Annotated in this window: 11 protein-coding genes, 1 tRNA gene and 1 pseudogene; 9 read left to right on the top strand and 4 right to left on the bottom strand. The window is 44.4% G+C overall.

The window, feature by feature from the left end:
• Positions 1-23 precede the first annotated feature (23 nt).
• Positions 24-524 carry an AAA family ATPase gene (locus GWK09_RS13885; RefSeq protein ID WP_163694067.1) on the top strand — a complete coding sequence of 167 codons (501 nt, stop codon included), beginning with the start codon at positions 24-26 and terminating at the stop codon, positions 522-524.
• Positions 502-1,518, top strand: coding sequence for a hypothetical protein (locus GWK09_RS13890; RefSeq protein ID WP_163694068.1), 1,017 nt, complete (start codon positions 502-504; stop codon positions 1,516-1,518). Before GWK09_RS13885 ends, GWK09_RS13890 begins: the two co-directional genes overlap by 23 nt.
• A gap of 23 nt (positions 1,519-1,541) precedes the next feature.
• Here GWK09_RS13890 and GWK09_RS13895 read toward each other — a convergent pair whose 3' ends face one another.
• The 3 genes from GWK09_RS13895 to GWK09_RS13905 are packed head-to-tail and all read right to left on the bottom strand — an operon-like array spanning position 1,542 to position 4,138.
• On the bottom strand, positions 1,542-2,528 hold the full coding sequence (locus tag GWK09_RS13895; protein WP_163694069.1) for an MlaD family protein: 987 nt from the start codon (positions 2,526-2,528) through the stop codon (positions 1,542-1,544).
• A 4-nt stretch (positions 2,529-2,532) separates the two neighbouring features.
• Entirely contained in the window at positions 2,533-3,330 is a 798-nt protein-coding gene (locus tag GWK09_RS13900) for an ABC transporter ATP-binding protein (protein WP_163694070.1), read from the bottom strand.
• A 1-nt stretch (position 3,331) separates the two neighbouring features.
• Positions 3,332-4,138: an MlaE family ABC transporter permease gene (locus GWK09_RS13905; RefSeq protein ID WP_163694071.1), complete on the bottom strand. Its 807-nt coding sequence runs from the start codon at positions 4,136-4,138 to the stop codon at positions 3,332-3,334.
• 119 nt (positions 4,139-4,257) lie between these two features.
• On the opposite strand from GWK09_RS13905, the pseudogene GWK09_RS13910 reads away from it, so the two are divergent.
• Both GWK09_RS13910 and GWK09_RS13915 read left to right on the top strand, forming a co-directional pair.
• Positions 4,258-4,587: pseudogene (locus tag GWK09_RS13910) on the top strand (molybdopterin cofactor-binding domain-containing protein); the annotation flags it as partial.
• A gap of 427 nt (positions 4,588-5,014) precedes the next feature.
• Positions 5,015-6,013: an Ig-like domain-containing protein gene (locus GWK09_RS13915; RefSeq protein ID WP_163694073.1), complete on the top strand. Its 999-nt coding sequence runs from the start codon at positions 5,015-5,017 to the stop codon at positions 6,011-6,013.
• A gap of 475 nt (positions 6,014-6,488) precedes the next feature.
• Here the strand turns inward: GWK09_RS13915 and GWK09_RS13920 are convergent.
• Positions 6,489-6,572: transfer RNA gene (locus GWK09_RS13920), tRNA-Ser, on the bottom strand.
• Between the two features lie 541 nt (positions 6,573-7,113).
• On the opposite strand from GWK09_RS13920, the gene GWK09_RS15110 reads away from it, so the two are divergent.
• From GWK09_RS15110 to GWK09_RS13945, 5 genes are all read left to right on the top strand, one after another.
• Positions 7,114-12,000, top strand: a complete 4,887-nt coding sequence (locus tag GWK09_RS15110; protein WP_163694074.1) for a translocation/assembly module TamB domain-containing protein — start codon at positions 7,114-7,116, stop codon at positions 11,998-12,000.
• 63 nt (positions 12,001-12,063) lie between these two features.
• Positions 12,064-14,325, top strand: coding sequence for a translocation and assembly module lipoprotein TamL (tamL, locus tag GWK09_RS15115; RefSeq protein WP_455429704.1), 2,262 nt, complete (start codon positions 12,064-12,066; stop codon positions 14,323-14,325).
• A 674-nt stretch (positions 14,326-14,999) separates the two neighbouring features.
• Entirely contained in the window at positions 15,000-17,543 is a 2,544-nt protein-coding gene (locus GWK09_RS13935) for a LuxR C-terminal-related transcriptional regulator (protein WP_163694076.1), read from the top strand.
• A gap of 107 nt (positions 17,544-17,650) precedes the next feature.
• On the top strand, positions 17,651-17,902 hold the full coding sequence (locus GWK09_RS13940; protein WP_163694077.1) for a hypothetical protein: 252 nt from the start codon (positions 17,651-17,653) through the stop codon (positions 17,900-17,902).
• A gap of 167 nt (positions 17,903-18,069) precedes the next feature.
• On the top strand, positions 18,070-18,323 hold a 254-nt coding region (locus GWK09_RS13945; RefSeq protein WP_204260473.1), incomplete at its 3' end, for a hypothetical protein.

The raw sequence follows: 18,323 nt of genomic DNA on the forward strand, positions 1-18,323 counted from the left end.
GTCCGGTTGGAAATTAAGATGTTATGGTCGTGATCGTAATGGGTTTACCGGGATCGGGCAAAAGCTATTTTGCTGAAAGGCTCGGGGGGAAGATAAATGCTGTATATATCAGCAGTGACCGAGTGCGCAAGGAGCTCTTTGAGAAGCGCACCTATTCCAGGGCAGAAAAGGCCAGGGTGTACAAGGAAATGCTGCAACGTATGGAATTGGCCATGGCTCATAAAAAGTCGGTGGTACTGGATGCTACTTTTCACGATAAGGAGACGAGGGATGTGTTTCTGGAAAAAACTGAAAAGCAGGCTTTCTTGATAGAAGTACAGGCCTCCGAGGCACTTATCAGGCGGCGATTGAAAAAAAGCAGGCCATATAGCGAGGCCGATTTTGAGGTCTATGAGCTACTTCGCAACCAGTGGAGTTCCGTGGAACAGCCGCATCTCATTTTGGAATCCACGGACGATAACATAGACGATATGCTGACCAAGGCGTTAGATTACCTGAGCAATGACACCGGAACAGATCCATAAACTAATTTCCGAAGGTGAATTCCCGGAAACATCTTCCGGTCGTGAATTGATCGAAACGCATATATCGTGGGTCATCCTGTGTGATGAATTCGTGTACAAGATCAAAAAACCGATCCGGTATTCCTTTCTTGATTTTTATACCGTGGAAAGACGGAAACATTATTGTGACAGGGAATTGGAACTCAACAGGCGGTTTGCACCCGACATTTACCTGGGAGTGTTTCCGGTCCATGAGGTCAATGGAAAATTAATGATAGGCGAACACTATGGGACTCCTGTAGATTACGCCCTGAAGATGCGCAAACTCAACCCCGAAAGGCGCCTTGACAAACTGCTCAGCCAAGGTAGTATAACCAGGGAACACATAATCAGCCTGGCAATATGGATTGCCGATTTCCACAAAAAATCCACTGTGATCCGGGAAAAGGACGTTTTGGATGTGGGAGTAAAATTCAATGACCTGGCGACTCAAAAGCCATTGATTTCAGCTCAACTCGGGGAGGCCCGGGCCCGGATCATCGACTGGTCGGTCGAGGTGTCCGACATGTTTTTGCGGAAAAACGAGGCCTTGCTGACAGAAAGACTGAAAGCCGGCTTTTTCAGGGATTGCCACGGAGACCTGCATTCGCGGAACATTTTTATGTTGCCGGCCCCCCAGCCGTTTGATTGCCTTGAGTTTAATGACGACTATCGACAGATCGACGTCCTGAATGAGGTAGCCTTTCTCTGCATGGACCTGGACGCATTTGAAAAACACACCTTATCAAATTTGTGCATCCAATATTACAACCTCCATTTTCCAGCAATGCGCACGGCAGAAGAACGGGATCTTTTTGTGTACTACAAGGCCTATCGCGCCAATGTGCGGGCTAAGGTGAACAGCCTCCGGGCCGGGAGTGAATCAGACAAGGGCAAAAAACAAAGGATGCTCGCTGAGACATTAAAGTATTTGAATATGATGGAAGCGTATCTCCAATCCCTTGCCCTTGCTTAACAGAAGCTGACGCTTCTTTCCCTTTAGTTCTTCTCTCCCTTTTCTTTGAGCTGTTGCCTCTCCAGCTTCCTGAAATAGCCACGAGTGAGAAAATTGTGTTTCAGGGCCTCCATGTTCTGGTTGAATTTTTCCACCCCCTCCTCTACATTTCTCACCGTATTTTCTAACTGTCGCACAAGGACGGTATCCTGGGTCAGGTACCGCATGGCTCCTCCTTCCTTATCGATCTCGGTGATCAACTTGTCCAGTTTTTGTACAGTGCTTTCAAGTCCGGTACTCGAGTTCTCTAAACTTCCAATAACATTACGGACCTGTTGGGCCGTAAGGCTGTCTGCCAACAGCACACCCGCAGTACTTTGTTCAAAATCGATCTTTTTCATGATGTTGTTCAGCTCCGAAAGGGCCGAATTTGCCTGCCTGCTCGTGTGTTTGAGGTTGGTGATCGACTGCTGAAGGTCACTGGCCATCACCGTGTCGTTTAGAAGTCGGCCAAAGGTGCCTTTCCCCTTCACCAGGGCCTGGGAAACTTTTAGCAGATCGGCAGTCAAAAGGGCGGCATTTTCATTGGTGGTATTCAGGGTGCTGAGGATATCCTGAGTCGCGATCTTGCTGTAGGATTGCAGTTGGTCGCCTGGTTCAACAAGGAGAGTATCCCCTTCGGAAGGTACAATATTGACCAGCATACTGCCCACCAGTCCATCGGTACCGATCATAGCCACAGCATCTTTTCTTATATGCTCCCGCATTTTTTCATCAATGACCATATACACCTTGATGGTCGTATCGTTGATCATCTCAATTCGATTTACCGTACCTACATTGATCCCGGAAAAGCGCACATTATTACCTTTTTGAAGTCCGTTTGCATTCTTAAAATCAGCGTTAAGCTGAAATGTATTCCCGAACAGGTTCTGCTGGTTCCCGATCAGGTAGGCCGCTATAACCAATAGTACAGTGCCCATAACCACAAACACACCGAGTCTGATATGGTTAGCCGTTGTTTTTTCCATGGTGCTACTTTTTAAAGAATGCTTCTACTTTCGGGTCCTTGTCGGAGGATAGTTCTGCGTACGTTCCCTCGGCATAATTGATGCCATCAACCAGGAGTACCATCCGCTCGGATACGACCCTGGCACAATCCACATCATGAGTGATTATAAGCGATGAGGTGTTGTACTTCCGCTGAATGCTCCGCATAAGTTCGATGATTTCCTTGGCGGTGATAGGATCAAGGCCACTTGTGGGTTCATCGTACAGGATCACCTTCGGTTTCAGGATGAGCGTACGGGCCAGGGCTACGCGTCTCTTCATCCCACCCGATAATTCCTCGGGCATCAGGTCGATGGTATGGGCCAGCCCTACATTCTCCAGGGCTTCCATCACCAAAGGTTCCGTATCGGACACATTGCCCAGTTTTTCCCTGTGCCGCCGAATGGGAAATTCCAGGTTTTCCCTCACGGTCATGGAATCATACAGGGCACTGCCCTGAAAAAGGAAGCCGATATCGGCCCTGAGGGCATCGAGCTGGGCCTGGTCCAGGGTGTTCACTTCCCTGCCCATGACCTCGATATAACCGCTATCCGGTTGCATCAGTCCTACCAGGCATTTGATCATTACGGACTTCCCTGAACCCGATTTGCCCATGACCACCAGGTTCTCCCCTTCGTATAATCTCAGGTGAAAACCATTGAGAACGTGGTTTTCGCCAAAACTCTTTCGCAGGTCCCTGATATCGATGACCACCTTCCTTCCCTGGGTAATTTTCCCTGAGGGGCTATCCTGAACATGTGGTATGTAGCTGTTGTTTCCCATCCTACAAATCGTAAAAAATATCCGTTACGAATACGGCAATAAAGTCCACCATAAAAAGTAAAAGAGACGCCGTGACCACCGCTGTGTTGGCTGCAATACCCACTCCCGCCGTTCCCTTTTTGCTGTAATATCCCTTATAACAGCCAACCAGGCCGATCACAAAACCAAAAAAGAACGATTTGATCGTGGCGGGTATCAGGTCGCCATACCCCAGGGCATTGAAGACGGTATTGAAATAGAGCTGAAATGAAACGTCCCCCTTGAGGTTTTCCACGAGGGCTGAACCGAACAGGGCCACTAAATCCCCAAAAACAACCAGAAGCGGAAGCATGAGGGTGGTGGCCAGGATACGGGTCACAACCAGGTATTTAAATGGATTGGTACCCGAGACCTCCATGGCATCAATTTGCTCGGTCACCCGCATAGAACCCAGTTCTGCCCCCATGCCGGAGGCGATCCGGCCGGCGCATATCAGGGCAGTGATTACCGGGCCTATCTCACGAACGATGGAAATCCCCACCATGTTGGGCATCCAGGAAACCGCCCCGAATTCAATAAGTGTAGGCCTCGATTGGAGCGTGAGTACGAGACCAATAATAAATCCGGTAACTACAACCAGCACCAGGGACCTGTTCCCTACCTGGTAACACTGCCGGAGCAGCTCTCTGAATTCCAGAGGGGGCCTGATGACCTCCCTGAAGAAACGGGCAGCGAAGAAAGACAGGGCACCGGTCTCCGCAAAGAAGTCCCTTATGGCCGTATGCAGGCCACGGGTCCGTTGCCTTAATGTCCTCTGCCCGACAGTCATAATCTTAAAGGTACTTTTTCAATATGAGTTGAAAAATGATATTAATCATGCCAGAAACCAGCTATTTATTAGTGCCAGAACGAACCATTCAGAATCCCTAACCCTGGAGATTCTTCCTGTGCGGAATGGCAGTGAACCCGGACGGGGCCAGGAACATGGCCGAGGGGGGAATGGTAGATGGCATCGGCAACGCATTTTTTGGGGAACTCTTCTTTTCCGAGGGTGTTCCTTCGCAAAATAACTTTGACACCTACCATATGATCCGGATGAAAGAGGCCCCTAAGGAAATAGAGGTTTACTTTGTAGAGAACAAAATCGACCCCACCGGACTGGGAGAACCCACCTTCCCCCCTATTTTTGCGGCTCTTGCCAATGCACTTTACAGGGCGACCGGAAGAAGATATACCAAACAACCATTTAATGATTTCAGTCCTGATCTGATCGGTTAAAATTCCCGGACAAAAAAGAAGGCTTATCTACGTAAGCATTGGCAGACAGGCCCTATTGAGGAAATAGGAGCGCCTCTCAGGGGAATGATCTGTTTCAATTTCTACCCCGATAAAGGGACATAACCGCTTGTTGACCGTCCTGACCTCCGATCGGAAGTGCAGGAAAAAAGCAAACACACTAATCTTTATAAACATGCTCGACGATCTGGACTTTAATTGCAGCTGTGCAACAGTAAAGCGGGCATTGTTGATTTCTGATGCGTTCAATCTTGCCTTTAGCTTTGGATAAAAAAGCTATTCATTGAAAGCGTCGACAGGCTAGTTTTTGATTTCACAACTAAAATACACAACAAACCCGGTATGTTATGCAACATTTATTAGTCCTGGTTTTAAAGGCTTGATATTTTCGTCTTGAATATCCACGGTTTTGAGAATTGGTTTTAAAAACTTATTTACATCCATCCTGGCCATGACTTGGTTTGGTATTCAGGTATATGCACAAAACCTGCCCCCGGTGGCCTCAGATGATCTGTATACTACGGGCTTTAACAACCAGCTCATCACCGATGCTTCAATTGGGGTGCTCAGCAATGATACGGACAACGGAGGGGTGGGTTCTCTCTGGGTTGTATCAACACCTGTCGTTGGACCGGCTTCGGGAACCCTCGTGCTTGCTGCGGACGGGAGTTTTGTTTACACTCCAAATACCGGGTTTGTAGGCCAGGATCAGTTTACTTACAGGGTATGCGATGACGGTCTCCCCAGCACGGTTGTATCCCGTTTTGATTTTAACAGCACTCCGCTGACCCAGGCTTCCGTGGGGCCAAATGCCACGTCAATTAACCCGAATGCAGCTCAAAATGGCTGTGGTATCTACCTGGCAAGCGGATCGGGTGGAAGCGCCGGCCTGGATGTGGTGGTCCCAAACACAGGCGGGATCTTTAATTTTACGAGTTTCACAGCATCCTTCGAATACAGAGACCAGGAAAGCACGGCTGACATCGTTACTGCGGGCAATTTCAGGATATACCATATCACCGGGAATCAGTTGGGCATTTCCATTTCAGTCATCAATGGGGCTACCGGACTACCCCAGACCTTTATCCAAAATCTGGGCAACTTCCTGCCCGGCAGTAATCCCTACAGCATTTTCTACGACGAACGCACGGGATCCATAGAGTATACCGCGAATGGATCTGTGAGCACTTTCGCACTGGCCCCACCCAACTCCCCATTAAATACGTCTCTGGCGAGCGGTCTTACACTGGGCAGGTTTATGGATGGAAGTGGTTCTACCACACCCTCCCTTTGCAGCATGGAATTTACAGACAACAGCATCCTCTGTGATGAGGCTGTGGCGACCTTGAACGTTCATGCCACCGTTATCACAAACAGACGGATCACTTACCGGGTTGGGATAGATTAAGTTCAGCCCCTATTCTTTATTGAAACCAACCGCCATTGCCAGATTTTATTGGCAGGTTCAGCCACTCAGATCCGTGATCTTTGATCCTGTTAATTCTCGAACCCGGGAGGTGATTTTTTCAATTGGCCAGTCCCACCATTTCAAAGCCAGAAGCTGGTCGATCTCTTCGTCCGAAAAGCGCTTTCATATCAATTTCGCCGGATTGCCTACCTAATTTAGTTAGGATTACCTCTCCCGATAGTTATCGGGATCGGTGATCCTGAAGGGTGGAAGTTGACAGTAAAGTGAACCTACTCGCTGCGCTCATTGGGATTTTTTTTCCTTACTTTGACCTCAAACTAATAGGCACAGTTGATGTTTTGAATTTGGAATTTCTATATCCCAAATTCCCATTCCTAATAGTAATCCGGGGGAATGAAATAAGAACGTTTTTGGCGGGCATGCCCGCCTCAGCTGCGCCTTAGCGCAGCTGAGGCGGAGAGACTGGGACTCGAACCCAGGCGACACATAACCGTCGACAGACTAGCAATCTGCTCTGATTCCACTCCGGCACCTCACCAAAGAATAAATTAAAGACGGGTTTATACTCAGAATTATATAGTCATCAAGGCTTCATAATGTATCCTTACCGACCTCTTGAAATGAATATAGCGCTCTTCAAGCCATCTGATGCTGTCAAGCAATTCTTGAAATTATTTTAAAGGAAATATATCAGAAACAATGTGAAAAGTTCAGGCAAGATGAAAATAGATTCCCTCTTTTGAACGGCAGGTCTCTATCAAGTTATACATTAGAGTCTGATTTAGTGTTTATTCATAAATTCCATTAGTATAAATTTGGTAAAAAATACCCAACAGGGTTTGCAAGATTTAACCTAATGTCTATTAAAAAAAGCTAACAGATCTGTTTAATTGATCTATTGATAGAACGTATCGTTTAACTGAGGTCCTGGTTGTTTCCAATACCTCCCCCTTTCAATGAAAAAAATAAGGTATTCAAATAAATATGTAAAATACACCGTAAAGTCGTTTGCGGTGCTGTTGCTGTTATGTTTATTGGTACTGCTGTTTATTCGAAGCCCCTGGGGTCAACGTATAGTAGTGGATCGTATTGTTTCCTACGTCACCGAGAAGACCGGAACCAATATCACCATTGATAAGCTTTTTATTAACTTCTCCGGGGATCTGGAATTAGAAGGTCTTTACCTGGAAGACCTGCAAAAAGACACCTTATTGTACTCACGAAATTTGCAGGTAGACATTGCACTGACCTCCCTGATCTTTTACAACACCCTAAAACTGGAGGATTTGCAATGGACAGGGGTGGTCGCCCAAATCAAAAGGGCGGAAAACACCGAAAAATATAATTTCTCTTTCCTTCCGGAGGCACTGCTCTCAGAAGAACCTGCACCGGAAGATGAAGTGTCAGAGCCTTTTACCATTGAGATAGGCTCGCTGGCCTTGACCGATTTTAAGGTAGCCTACCTCGATGAATTCCTGGGGATTGAAAGCCGTAACGCTATCGGACAGCTGTACGCCTCTGTAAATACCATCGATCTGGAGGAACTGATTTTTTATTTTGAAGAAGTGCGGCTTACCAACTCAGACCTCACCTACCTGCAGACCAAGCCCACGGCACCCCAAACGAACGAGGCAACCACTGCATCACCCCGATTGCAGTTTTTAGAATTATCCGTTAATAAATTTACCGCCAACTATCGCACCCTTTCAGATGGGATTATGGCTAAGGTGACCATTGGCGAATTAAACATGGGGATACCCAATTTGGATATTGCTTCAAATTCATACGCTATTGAGGGGCTGTCGCTTCGCAATTCAGATATCACCCTTAATGTAGACAGCCCGCTTGGTGTGCCGAACCCGCAGACGCCCAAGCCCTTAGCACCATCCTTCAGTTGGCCCGATCTCCGGCTCAACGCCAGCGATATCATCTTGGAAAACAACCAGGTTCATTTCGCTTCGAAAAGCAGAGGCTCCCAACCGGGGTCCTCAGCATCCTACCCCCTATCCATTTCCGGTATTGGCCTAAGTGTCCCTACCCTTTCCTACGAGCCCGGTAAAGCAGTTGCAACCATTGACCACTTCACCTTTGAGGAGCAAAGTGGTTTCGCTTTAAAGGAGCTGAGATTAGATGGCAGCATGGACGATAACCACCTGCAACTATCCAATGTAAATGTTGAAACCAGAGGAAGCAGACTGAACGGAGCGGTTAAATTGGACTACACTTCCATGGGAGAACTCATGAATGCCTCCCAAAAAGTTTCTATTGACATGAATGTGCCTTCTTTTTCCATTAACATCAATGAATTGTTAGCCTTTCAACCCTCATTGGCTGATAATCAAATCTTGATGGCCGTTGCCCAATACCCTGTATCCGGACAACTGTTTGCCAAGGGCACTTTAGACCAAATTTTTCTGGCCCGATCCGAAGTACGATGGGGCAATGATACGCGGCTCACTTTGGAAGGTACTGTTTTTCAGGGTTCTGAGGTGGACTCACTAAGGGTCGACTTCAATACCATCCGGGGCGTATCCAGCAGATCCGATATGGATCGTTTTATCATAGAAAAAGACACCATGTTATCACTCCCCGAAGAAGTACAACTTACGGGCAGGGCCTCCGGGTCAATAGCGGATATAAGCGCCGAAATTTATCTAACCTCCTCTTTGGGAAGTGCTTCCTTTAAAGGCCGCGGAGGGCTGTCAGACACCCCCTTTATCGATGGCGCCATGGCAGTTGACAGCCTGCAACTCGACCAACTACTCCATAATACGAAATTGGGGCTGCTTTCACTCAGTGCCAAGGTGTCTGCAAAAGGAGCTGCCCTTGATGCGTTAAGTGGCAACTATGAAGCTATGGTCTCCCATTTCGATTTTAATGAGTACACGTTCAGCAACCTATCTGCTAACGGGACAATTCAAAATGGGAAGGGGACTATGGACCTTGATTATCAAGATGCTCATCTGAACCTGGCATCACAAACGCTTTTGGATTTAGGCAAGGACCACTATGCCATAACCTCAAAAACAACTCTTAAAGGTGCCGATTTAAAGGCCTTACTCCTCAGTTCGCATGCCATAAAACTCGGGGCGAATATAGAAGTAGCTTTTGAAGGCACGTCGGATACCTATTCCTTTGAAACCATAATTTCACAGGTCGTATCTGTCCTGGATGGTGAACAGGTTCCAACTGGCAATATCAGCATTAATGGCTCCCTGGGCCCGAACAGGACCAGGATAACTATTGAAAGTGGTTTTCTCAATGCGTCCCTTCAGGCCGATGGCACCCCTGACCGTATTGCGAAAGCGTTGGAATACCAATTGAAGGGCTACTTTTTGAACGAAAAAGTTCCTGACATACAAAAAGATTCCATTGCCATGCAATTGAGCGCTCGCGTAACGCCACAACCGATAGTCACCAAATTGTTCCTGGAAGGCCTTGAACAACTAGATACCATCGCAATCAATGCCTATTTTGATGCCCGGACTGAAAAATTTCAGGCAGACCTGCATCTTCCATATGTGCAGTACCAGGGTGCTGCCGTCGACAGTCTTCATATTTCAATAGATGGCTCGGCGACCCAATTAAGGTTTGCCTCGGGCATGGCTTCCTTGACATACGGTGAAGTGTTTATTGATAAAACCGATTTTAACGGCACACTCCTGAATAAAGAATTGCTGTTAGATTTTAACTCCTATGACGGGGAGGAAAAATTAGTGCATATCGCTACTGAAATGAGCATGAATAAGGATACTATCAATCTTACAATTGATCCCTCCCAACTTATTCTTAATAAAAAGCAATGGCGCATTCCCGAGAACAATGCGATTTCGATAAGCGAAAAACTATTGCGTTTTGAGAACCTGCGGTTGATAAGAAATGCAGAGGTACTTACCATTAGCAATACCATTGGCGGCAACGGTACGGAAGATCTAAACATCATTTTTGAAAATTTTAGCTTACAGACTTTTTTAAGTCTGTTAAATCCCAATGAGGTGCTGGCATCGGGATTGGTCAACGGAAAGCTAATAGTGGAAAACCCTTTTGGGGCTACGGGAATAGTGGCTGATGTTAAAATCGACGAGCTGGAGGTCCTACAAAATCCGTTGGGCAATCTTAGCCTGAAAACGGTGTCCGCAGGACCAGCCCAATATGATTTTAACCTGTCTTTAAAGGATGGGGGGTTGGATATGGATCTTACCGGCGATTATAACGCAGCCGAAACGGATGCCCAACTAAACCTGGACCTGGACCTGATCAAAATGGATTTGAAGGTTATAGAAGGGCTTTCCGGTGGCGTAATTACAGATGCTGAAGGCAATATTTCGGGAAATATGCAGATTTCGGGGACCACGGAAAATCCCATATACAGTGGAAGGTTGGGCTTTAATGGCGCCAACTTTAAAGTGGCCAGCCTGAACGCTGCTTTTAAAATTTCGGAAGAAGAGTTTAAAATCGATAACTCAGGACTCTTTTTGAATGACTTCCAAATAAGCGATGTCAAAGACAACCGTTTTACGATAGACGGTGCTATTTGGACCAAAACACTGACGAATCCCGCCTTCGATATTGACCTTAAAACGGAAGGGTTCCAGGTGATTAATTCCACAAAGGAAGATAATCCCCTGTTTTATGGCGAGGCTACGATGGATGCCGCTATAACTGTAAAAGGGGATCTAAGGCTTCCCGTCATCGAAGGGAAACTAAAGATGCGAAAAATTACCGATGTTACGTACGTCGTATCGGAATCTCAATTGGATGTGGACGAAACCGAAGGCATAGTCGTTTTTGTAAATAAAGCAAACACCGATGCCATTCTTACCCTGACCGATCAGGACGAGACCCGGACAAATTTCAGGGGAATAAATGCCAATATGATCCTGGAAATTGCAGATGATGCTACGTTTAATATCATTATCGATGAACGTACGGGGGATAATCTTCAAATATCAGGAAATGCCGCTCTGAACGTAAATCTGGAAGCCAATGGCAGCGTCAATCTCACGGGCAGGTATGAGGTAAATTCCGGCCATTACGAGACCAGTTTGTACAAGGTGGTCAAACGGAGATTCGAAATCCTTAAGGGAAGTACTATCACCTTTTTAGGGGATCCGATGGATGCCAAATTTGATGTTACCGCTGCTTATTCGGTCAAGACCTCGGCGGCACCCTTGATGACCACAGTTACTTCAGGCCAGGATGCTAGTGTCACCGGCAAATTCAAACAGGTAGTACCGTTTTTAGTATACCTAAATGTGGACGGGGAATTATTGGCGCCCAAACTTTCCTTTAAACTGGACATGCCGAAAGATGCACAGGGATCTTTCGGAGGTGTTGTTTACGGAAGGGTGCTTCAGTTAAACGAGCAGGAATCCGAATTGAACAAGCAGGTATTCTCGCTTTTGGCCCTCAATCGTTTTTTTCCTGATTCGGGTAGTGATGGCAGTATTGGCGGCACTACAACATTGGCCCGGGATAATGTGAACAATTTACTTTCGGGGGAATTGAACGCGTTTTCCGATAGGATTTTTGGAAAGAGTGGATTTGAGCTGGATTTTGATTTGAATAGTTACACCGATTTTCAGGGGGATAGTCCACAGAACAGAAGCCTACTGAATATCAATGCCAAGAAAACATTTCTGGAAGACAGACTTATCATAAGCGCCGGCAGTGTTGTCGATGTAAGAGGCAATTCACAGGTAGATCAGGGGGAAAGCCCTGTCATTGGCAACCTAAGCCTGGAATATCTGCTTTCCGAAGATGGAAAATATCGCTTAAAGGGGTTCCGAAAAAACGAGTTTCAAAATATCCTTGACGGACAAATTACACTAACCGGGATAGCCTTTATTTTTGACAGGGAGTTCAACCGGTTTAGTGAATTGTTCAATCCAATAAAAAATGAAGAGGAAGAGAACACTGATGATAAAGACCGGACCAAGAATTCCAAAAAGAAAAAACAGCGATAAAACTGATAATCGAACTTGAAAAAAACCTTCAAATATCTTCGTATTCCGCTGCTATGCTTGCTCGTGGCACTCAATTCCTGCAGCGTAGGCAAATTTATTCCAGCGGGGGAAAAAGTGTATTCCGGTACGGAAATAGTCCTGCAGGCAGCGGATGACACTACGGATTTAAAGGAGGTAAAAGAAATGCTAAATACCTTGCTGCCGAAAAAACCAAATTCCCGATTCTTAGGAATGCGTTTGGGCCTTTACTACCACTACAAGGCGCAAAAGAAAAAGCCTGGTTTCCTCACAAAATGGTTCAATAACAATTTCGGAGAAGCGCCAGTATACCTGTCAGATATAAATTCGCAGCGTATAGAGGAACTGATGGGGAACAGACTGCATAATATGGGTTTCTTCTACAGTAAGGTTGTATCGGAAATAGATAGTACTCAAAAGTTTGCCGGTTTGACATATACGGCAACCATTCCAACCCCCTATCGCCTGGAAAAATTGGAGCTGCAAAAAGACTCCCTGCCCATTTATCGTGCAATTGAGGAGGTGATGGCGAAGACCCTGATAAAGCCAGGAAAGCGGTTTGACCTGGAATTGATGAAGCTTGAACGCGAACGGATCGATAAGGAATTAAAACAAAGGGGCTATTACAATTTTAATGAGGAATTTTTGATTTTTGAGGCAGATACCAATGCATACGACACCAGAAAATTCGACCTTTTTCTCCGTCTGAAGAAAAGTACGCCTCCCAGGTCTATCATTCCCTACACCATTGATGCTATTACCGTATACCCTAACTATACCATTGGGGATACCATCGCCCAAAGCGAAACCATCAAAATCAACGGGATCGATTTCGTGCAAAAAGAGGAATTCTTTAAACCCAAACAGTTGGAACCCTATATTCTTTTAGAGAAAGGCCAAAAGTACAATGCCAAAACCGCGCGACTTACCAGTAATCGCCTTTCCTCCGTGGGCAGCTATAAGTTTGTAAATACCCAATTCGATGTAAGGGATACAACAGCAATTAATGATGGTGAGGGTTCCTTACAAGCAAATATCTATCTTTCGCCCCTGACCAAAAGATCGCTTCTTGCGGAATTACAAGGGGTAACCAAATCCAACGGATTTGTAGGGCCCGTAATTTCACTGACCTATAACAATAGGAATATTTTTGGAGCAGGGGAAACTTTTAGCATCAGTGGCAATTTTTTTTACGAAGCACAAATTTCAGGAGGAAATAATTCTGGTCTCAGTAATGTTGGGGGCGGTTTGAAAACAGATTTTATTATCCCCAGATTGGTGCCTTTTTCCCCGAGCAGGTTTAAATATGCAGTTCCCAAAACAAAATTTAGTTTGGGAGCAGACATTCAAAAAAGAAGCAGGTTGTATAGCCTCGTGTCATTCAACAGTTCTTTCGGCTATACATGGAATGCCAATAAATTTGTGTACCACGAGATCAACCCCTTAAGTGCAAATTATGTAAATCTGACGAACACTACCGACGAGTTTGAGGATATTTTGGATAAGAATCCTTTTTTGAGAAGTAGCTTTGAACAGCAGTTCATCTCAGGTCTCAACTACACCTTTACCTATAATGAACTGGTAGATGCCGGTAAATCAACACCCATTTTCATAACCACCAACCTGGATATTGCGGGGAACGGCCTAAATCTTTTTAGCAAAGGAAAAGAGACCATATTCGGATTGGAGTATGCGCAATATGCCAAGGCGGATCTCGATTTTCGCTATTACTGGAGATGGCGAAGAGAACAAACCATGGTAGCCCGTATTTTTGCAGGTTGGGGCATTCCATACGGCAACTCAACCACCTTGCCCTTCGTAAAACAATTTTTCTCTGGGGGGCCCTCCAGCGTACGTGCCTTCAATATACGCTCCTTAGGTCCGGGTACCTTTACCTCTGAAGGCGATGCATCATTTTTTGACCAATCAGGTAATTTGAGGCTGGAAGGCAATTTGGAATATCGGTTCCCTTTATGGTCCTATCTAAAAGGCGCCTTTTTTGCAGATGCCGGAAATGTTTGGCTTACGACCGACCCTGAAATCGCTGAGGAAGAATCGGAAGCGGGCATTGCTTTTAGCGAAGCATTACAAACACAAGGAAAGTTTGGAAAGGATTGGTTAAGTGAACTGGGTGTTGGCGTTGGTTTTGGGGTGCGTGTTGATATCCAGAGTTTTGTTATCCGTCTGGATCTGGCTTCACCCATTCGGGTACCCTATCTGCCACAAACAGAACGCTGGAGAATTCCTTTTTTTGAGAGCGGTAATGACACCCTGATTTTAAACTTTGCGATCGGATATCCCTTTTAACCTCCCTTACAGGGCCATTCAAAGGGCTCCATGGCTTGGGCTACTCCTTCTGAAAGTACCCTGGCAAACAGTGTAATCCGTTAAAAAAACATAGGGGTTCTATCTACCCGTTTCGACTATTTCCGGGAAGCGTTCATTTTTTGAGGGCAAATGATTCTTATGCACTTTGACAGGACTCCCATCCTATGACATCTACCCGTCTAAAGTAATCGGGCCCGATGTTGGTTAGTTGCACCTAATCGCCCTATGAGAGGGTACTCTTGCACGGAAAATTAAGGTTTGTCACAGCCTTAGATATCCCTTTGGGAGGAGGACATACAGGAAATAATGGTCCTTGCTTATAATCCGTAAATTAAGCAATATCCTTAATAGAATTAGTCATAACGTATTAATTGTTAAGTTTTTATTCAATTTAAGTACTATTTTTCGTACTCTGTTTATATTTTTTTAGTTTTCATTCAACGTTTTGAGTATTTTTCTTGTATTTACAAATTTTTTTTGATTATTTTTGTTTATCCTAAAATGCATTTTGTTAAACTGTTTGAAAGTTTTTCTTAAACAGACTGGACTAGTGTTTACAAACTAAGGAGGGCTGATTACGAATGCTTAAATCACGACTAAATACTAGAACGCTTACTTCGGATCTTTTGATCAGACCGCGTCTTTTCAAAAAATTGGAAAGTAAAAGTGCTGTCCCATTGATATTGCTCTCAGCGCCTGCAGGTTATGGAAAAAGTGTACTTGTGAGTCAATGGATTAAAGAAAAAGAAGGTGCCAATGCATGGCTAAGCTTAAATGACAGCATGAATGATACTGCTGTTTTCTTAATCTATTTAGGCGAGGCGTTAAATACTTGCAGTTCCCGTAAAAGAGAAGTATTCATAAATCTACATAAGCAGTACACCTTTCTTTCGTGGGAGGCTATTATTGAAATAATCGTCAATGCAGCCACCGAACTGGAGGAAAAGACCAGACTGATCATCGACGATTACTATTTGATCTCAAATCCGGAGATTCATCAGTTGGTTGAAGTCCTGATACGCGAAGAGATAAGGAATTTGCAGATAATCATCATAAGCCGTTGGGATCCCCCCTTTCAATTACGAGAACTGCGGTTATATCAAAAGATGCAGGAAATCAGAATGGCGGATCTCAAATTTGAGAAAGAGGAAGCAATTGAGCTTCTGGCATTGGATGACAGCATCAGCCTTACAAATGACGAGATCAATACAGTTGTGAAACGCACAGAGGGTTGGATTTTGGCCATAAGAATGATCCTATTGGCCAGGTCATTTCCGGTGGAGGATAATAAAATAAAGGGCATCGAAAACATTTCAAACAATCTGGACCAGTTACTTTCTTATATAAGCCTAAATCTAGAACCAAAATTTTTTAGGCAGATGCAACTTTGTGCACTTTGCGATCAATTCAATGTGGAACTTATTGACTCCATTTGTGACTTTGCTTATGAAGGTTCCTGTAAAGGAGAAGTGTTGCTTGCCAAACTAAAAGAGCTTAATTTATTTATTCTCGCTACCGACTCGGACGGGGGTTGGTATAGATTTCATCATTTAGTTGGAGAAACTCTAATACGGAATCTAAAAAAAACTGATCCCGATATCATTATATCCATTTATACCCACATCAGTGAGTGGTTTTCTGATAAAAATTTTGTTGATGAAGCCATCAACTACGCGATTAAGGCTGAAAATTACGAATTGGCCTGTAGTCAGATCATAAAGCATAGGGCAAGCATTTTAGACAAAGACCAATGGTGGGTTTTGAAACGCTGGCTAGATAAGATTCCTCGGCAAATTCGCAACGCCAATATCGATATTTTGCTAACGGAACTACTGGTTTGCGAGGAAACCTGGAATATCGAGGATTTTTCTTCTATCCTGAACAGGATAGAATCAATCGGCCTTGAAAATTCAAATGCTGAAAATATTTCCCGGTATCTGTTTCATCTAGGTTACTTTCTAACATTTGTAGAACCAAATCCCAAAAAAGCGGTAGAAGCTCTCGAACAATCTATAGCGTTGTTTCATGATGAAAGTGCCTTGTTTGGCGTACGAAGGGAATCGGTAGTAGCCTGCAGCAGACAGATGCTTGGCTTAACGGCTTTGGCATTGAAGTCTCTTGAAGATATTCATGAAAAATTTGAGCGTTCCTCAAAATCGTATGTCCGCTCCTTTGATGGTAAAGTCCTTGTTCACTTACTTTCCGGAAATTTTGAATCAGCAAATAATGACTTAAAAAAAATACTGTTTCTTGTTCAAGATTCTGATTTCCTATATTTAAAAGGGTGGAGTTCCTATTATCAAGGTAATATTGCCTTTCAATTCTTCCAGAAGGACAGGGCTATGAACGCCTTTAAAAAGGCTTTAGAATATGAGGGTATTTTTAATTACAGGGCTTATTTTGATGCACTGGCAGGGTTAACCCTGATCAGTTCACTAAAAAAAGATGAAAAGACAACTGCTTCATTCCTTGAACAAATGGGCCAACTGGCCATAAAACTGAAAGATAGGAAGTTCAAAAATTACTACCGCTCCGTACAAGCAAGAATCAACTGGCATACCGGGCAGGGCGACAAAGAATTAAGCTGGGCTACAGCCGACTGGGTGAAGCAGCATCCGTCTTCGTATTTATTTTTGATCGATGTGCCTGAACTGACCAAGCTACGCATCGTGGTAAGCCATGGTACACATGCTCAGATTGAGGAAGCGATCACTGTACTGGAAGAAGTGGAAGCCATCCTGAAAAGTGTTCATAACGGCTATCAGCTGATAGATATTGCCCTGCTCAAAGCGATGGGATTTTTTCGTCTTCAAAGAAAAAAGCGTGCCGTCAAATGGTTAGAGGAAGCACTGATACAAGCAGATAAAAATGAAATGATCAGGCCTGTTTTAGAAGCCACTTTGGTGATGCCATCGTTATTTAACCTCATAGAGGACCCCTCTCCCTATCGTATTTTAACCCATACAGGCCTCGATCTCGCAACCCGAAAAACACCGGGAAGCCCTGCAAGTGCTTCTAACGGATTAACGCTTCGTGAACAGGAGCTCGTACGGCTTATCGCTAAAGGGCTCAGAAACAAAGAAATTGCGGATCTGCTCAACATCTCCACGGGAACCGTTAAAAGTCATCTGACCAATATTTATAGCAAACTCCAGGTTCCTAATCGCATCTCCATGCTCAGGAAAATCGAGGATTAGCGAAAATCTCCTCCCTTAAAATACGACCTTTTTGTGACTAAAGTCATAGAAACGGGCGTCAAGATTAATAATACCTTTAACGAATTATTAACAAAATTTTTATCTTTATGTTAACTTCGAGCGCTTTAGCGGGGGCCATCTATCAAATTAGAGTAACGGGGGAGCTCAATACTACCCTTTTAAATGCGGTAGATGATATGCAGTTAAGGCAGGAAAACGGGCAAAATTCCATAGCGCTTGTAGGCTGGCTGCCAGACCAAAGTGCTTTGCTCGGCTTACTGTATAGATTGAATGAAATTCGTTACGAGATTCTTTCTGTAGAAATTTTTGCCCCTAATGAATCAACCTTAATGACTTAAAATGCCATAATAATCGGTTTCAAAACATTAATAAGAGCGCTTGGAGTAAAATTTATTAATACTAAAATGAAAACAAATTTTTTTATCAATTATTTGCAACCTTAGACCAGCTTTAAAAAAAAATAATTAGTTACCCATTATTATTGATCATGATAAAACACTTAAACATGAAAAAAATATTAAAAATTCAGAAGTATTTATTGCTTTTTATGATGCTATTTTCAGCATTGATAAATGCACAGGAAGCACAAGAACCACAAGCTCAACCAAGTGCAGATGAGCTGGCAAAAGAATTAGCCAACCCCAATAATACAAGGGGTACCTTGAACTTTAACTTTGATTATGTGCATTATCAGGGAGAATTACCCGGAGCTAAAAGTCAAAATAGCTTTGCGATGGGTTTTCAACCCGTCCTTCCAGT

Source organism: Muriicola jejuensis (assembly GCF_010671595.1).
GTDB lineage: Bacteria > Bacteroidota > Bacteroidia > Flavobacteriales > Flavobacteriaceae > Muriicola > Muriicola jejuensis.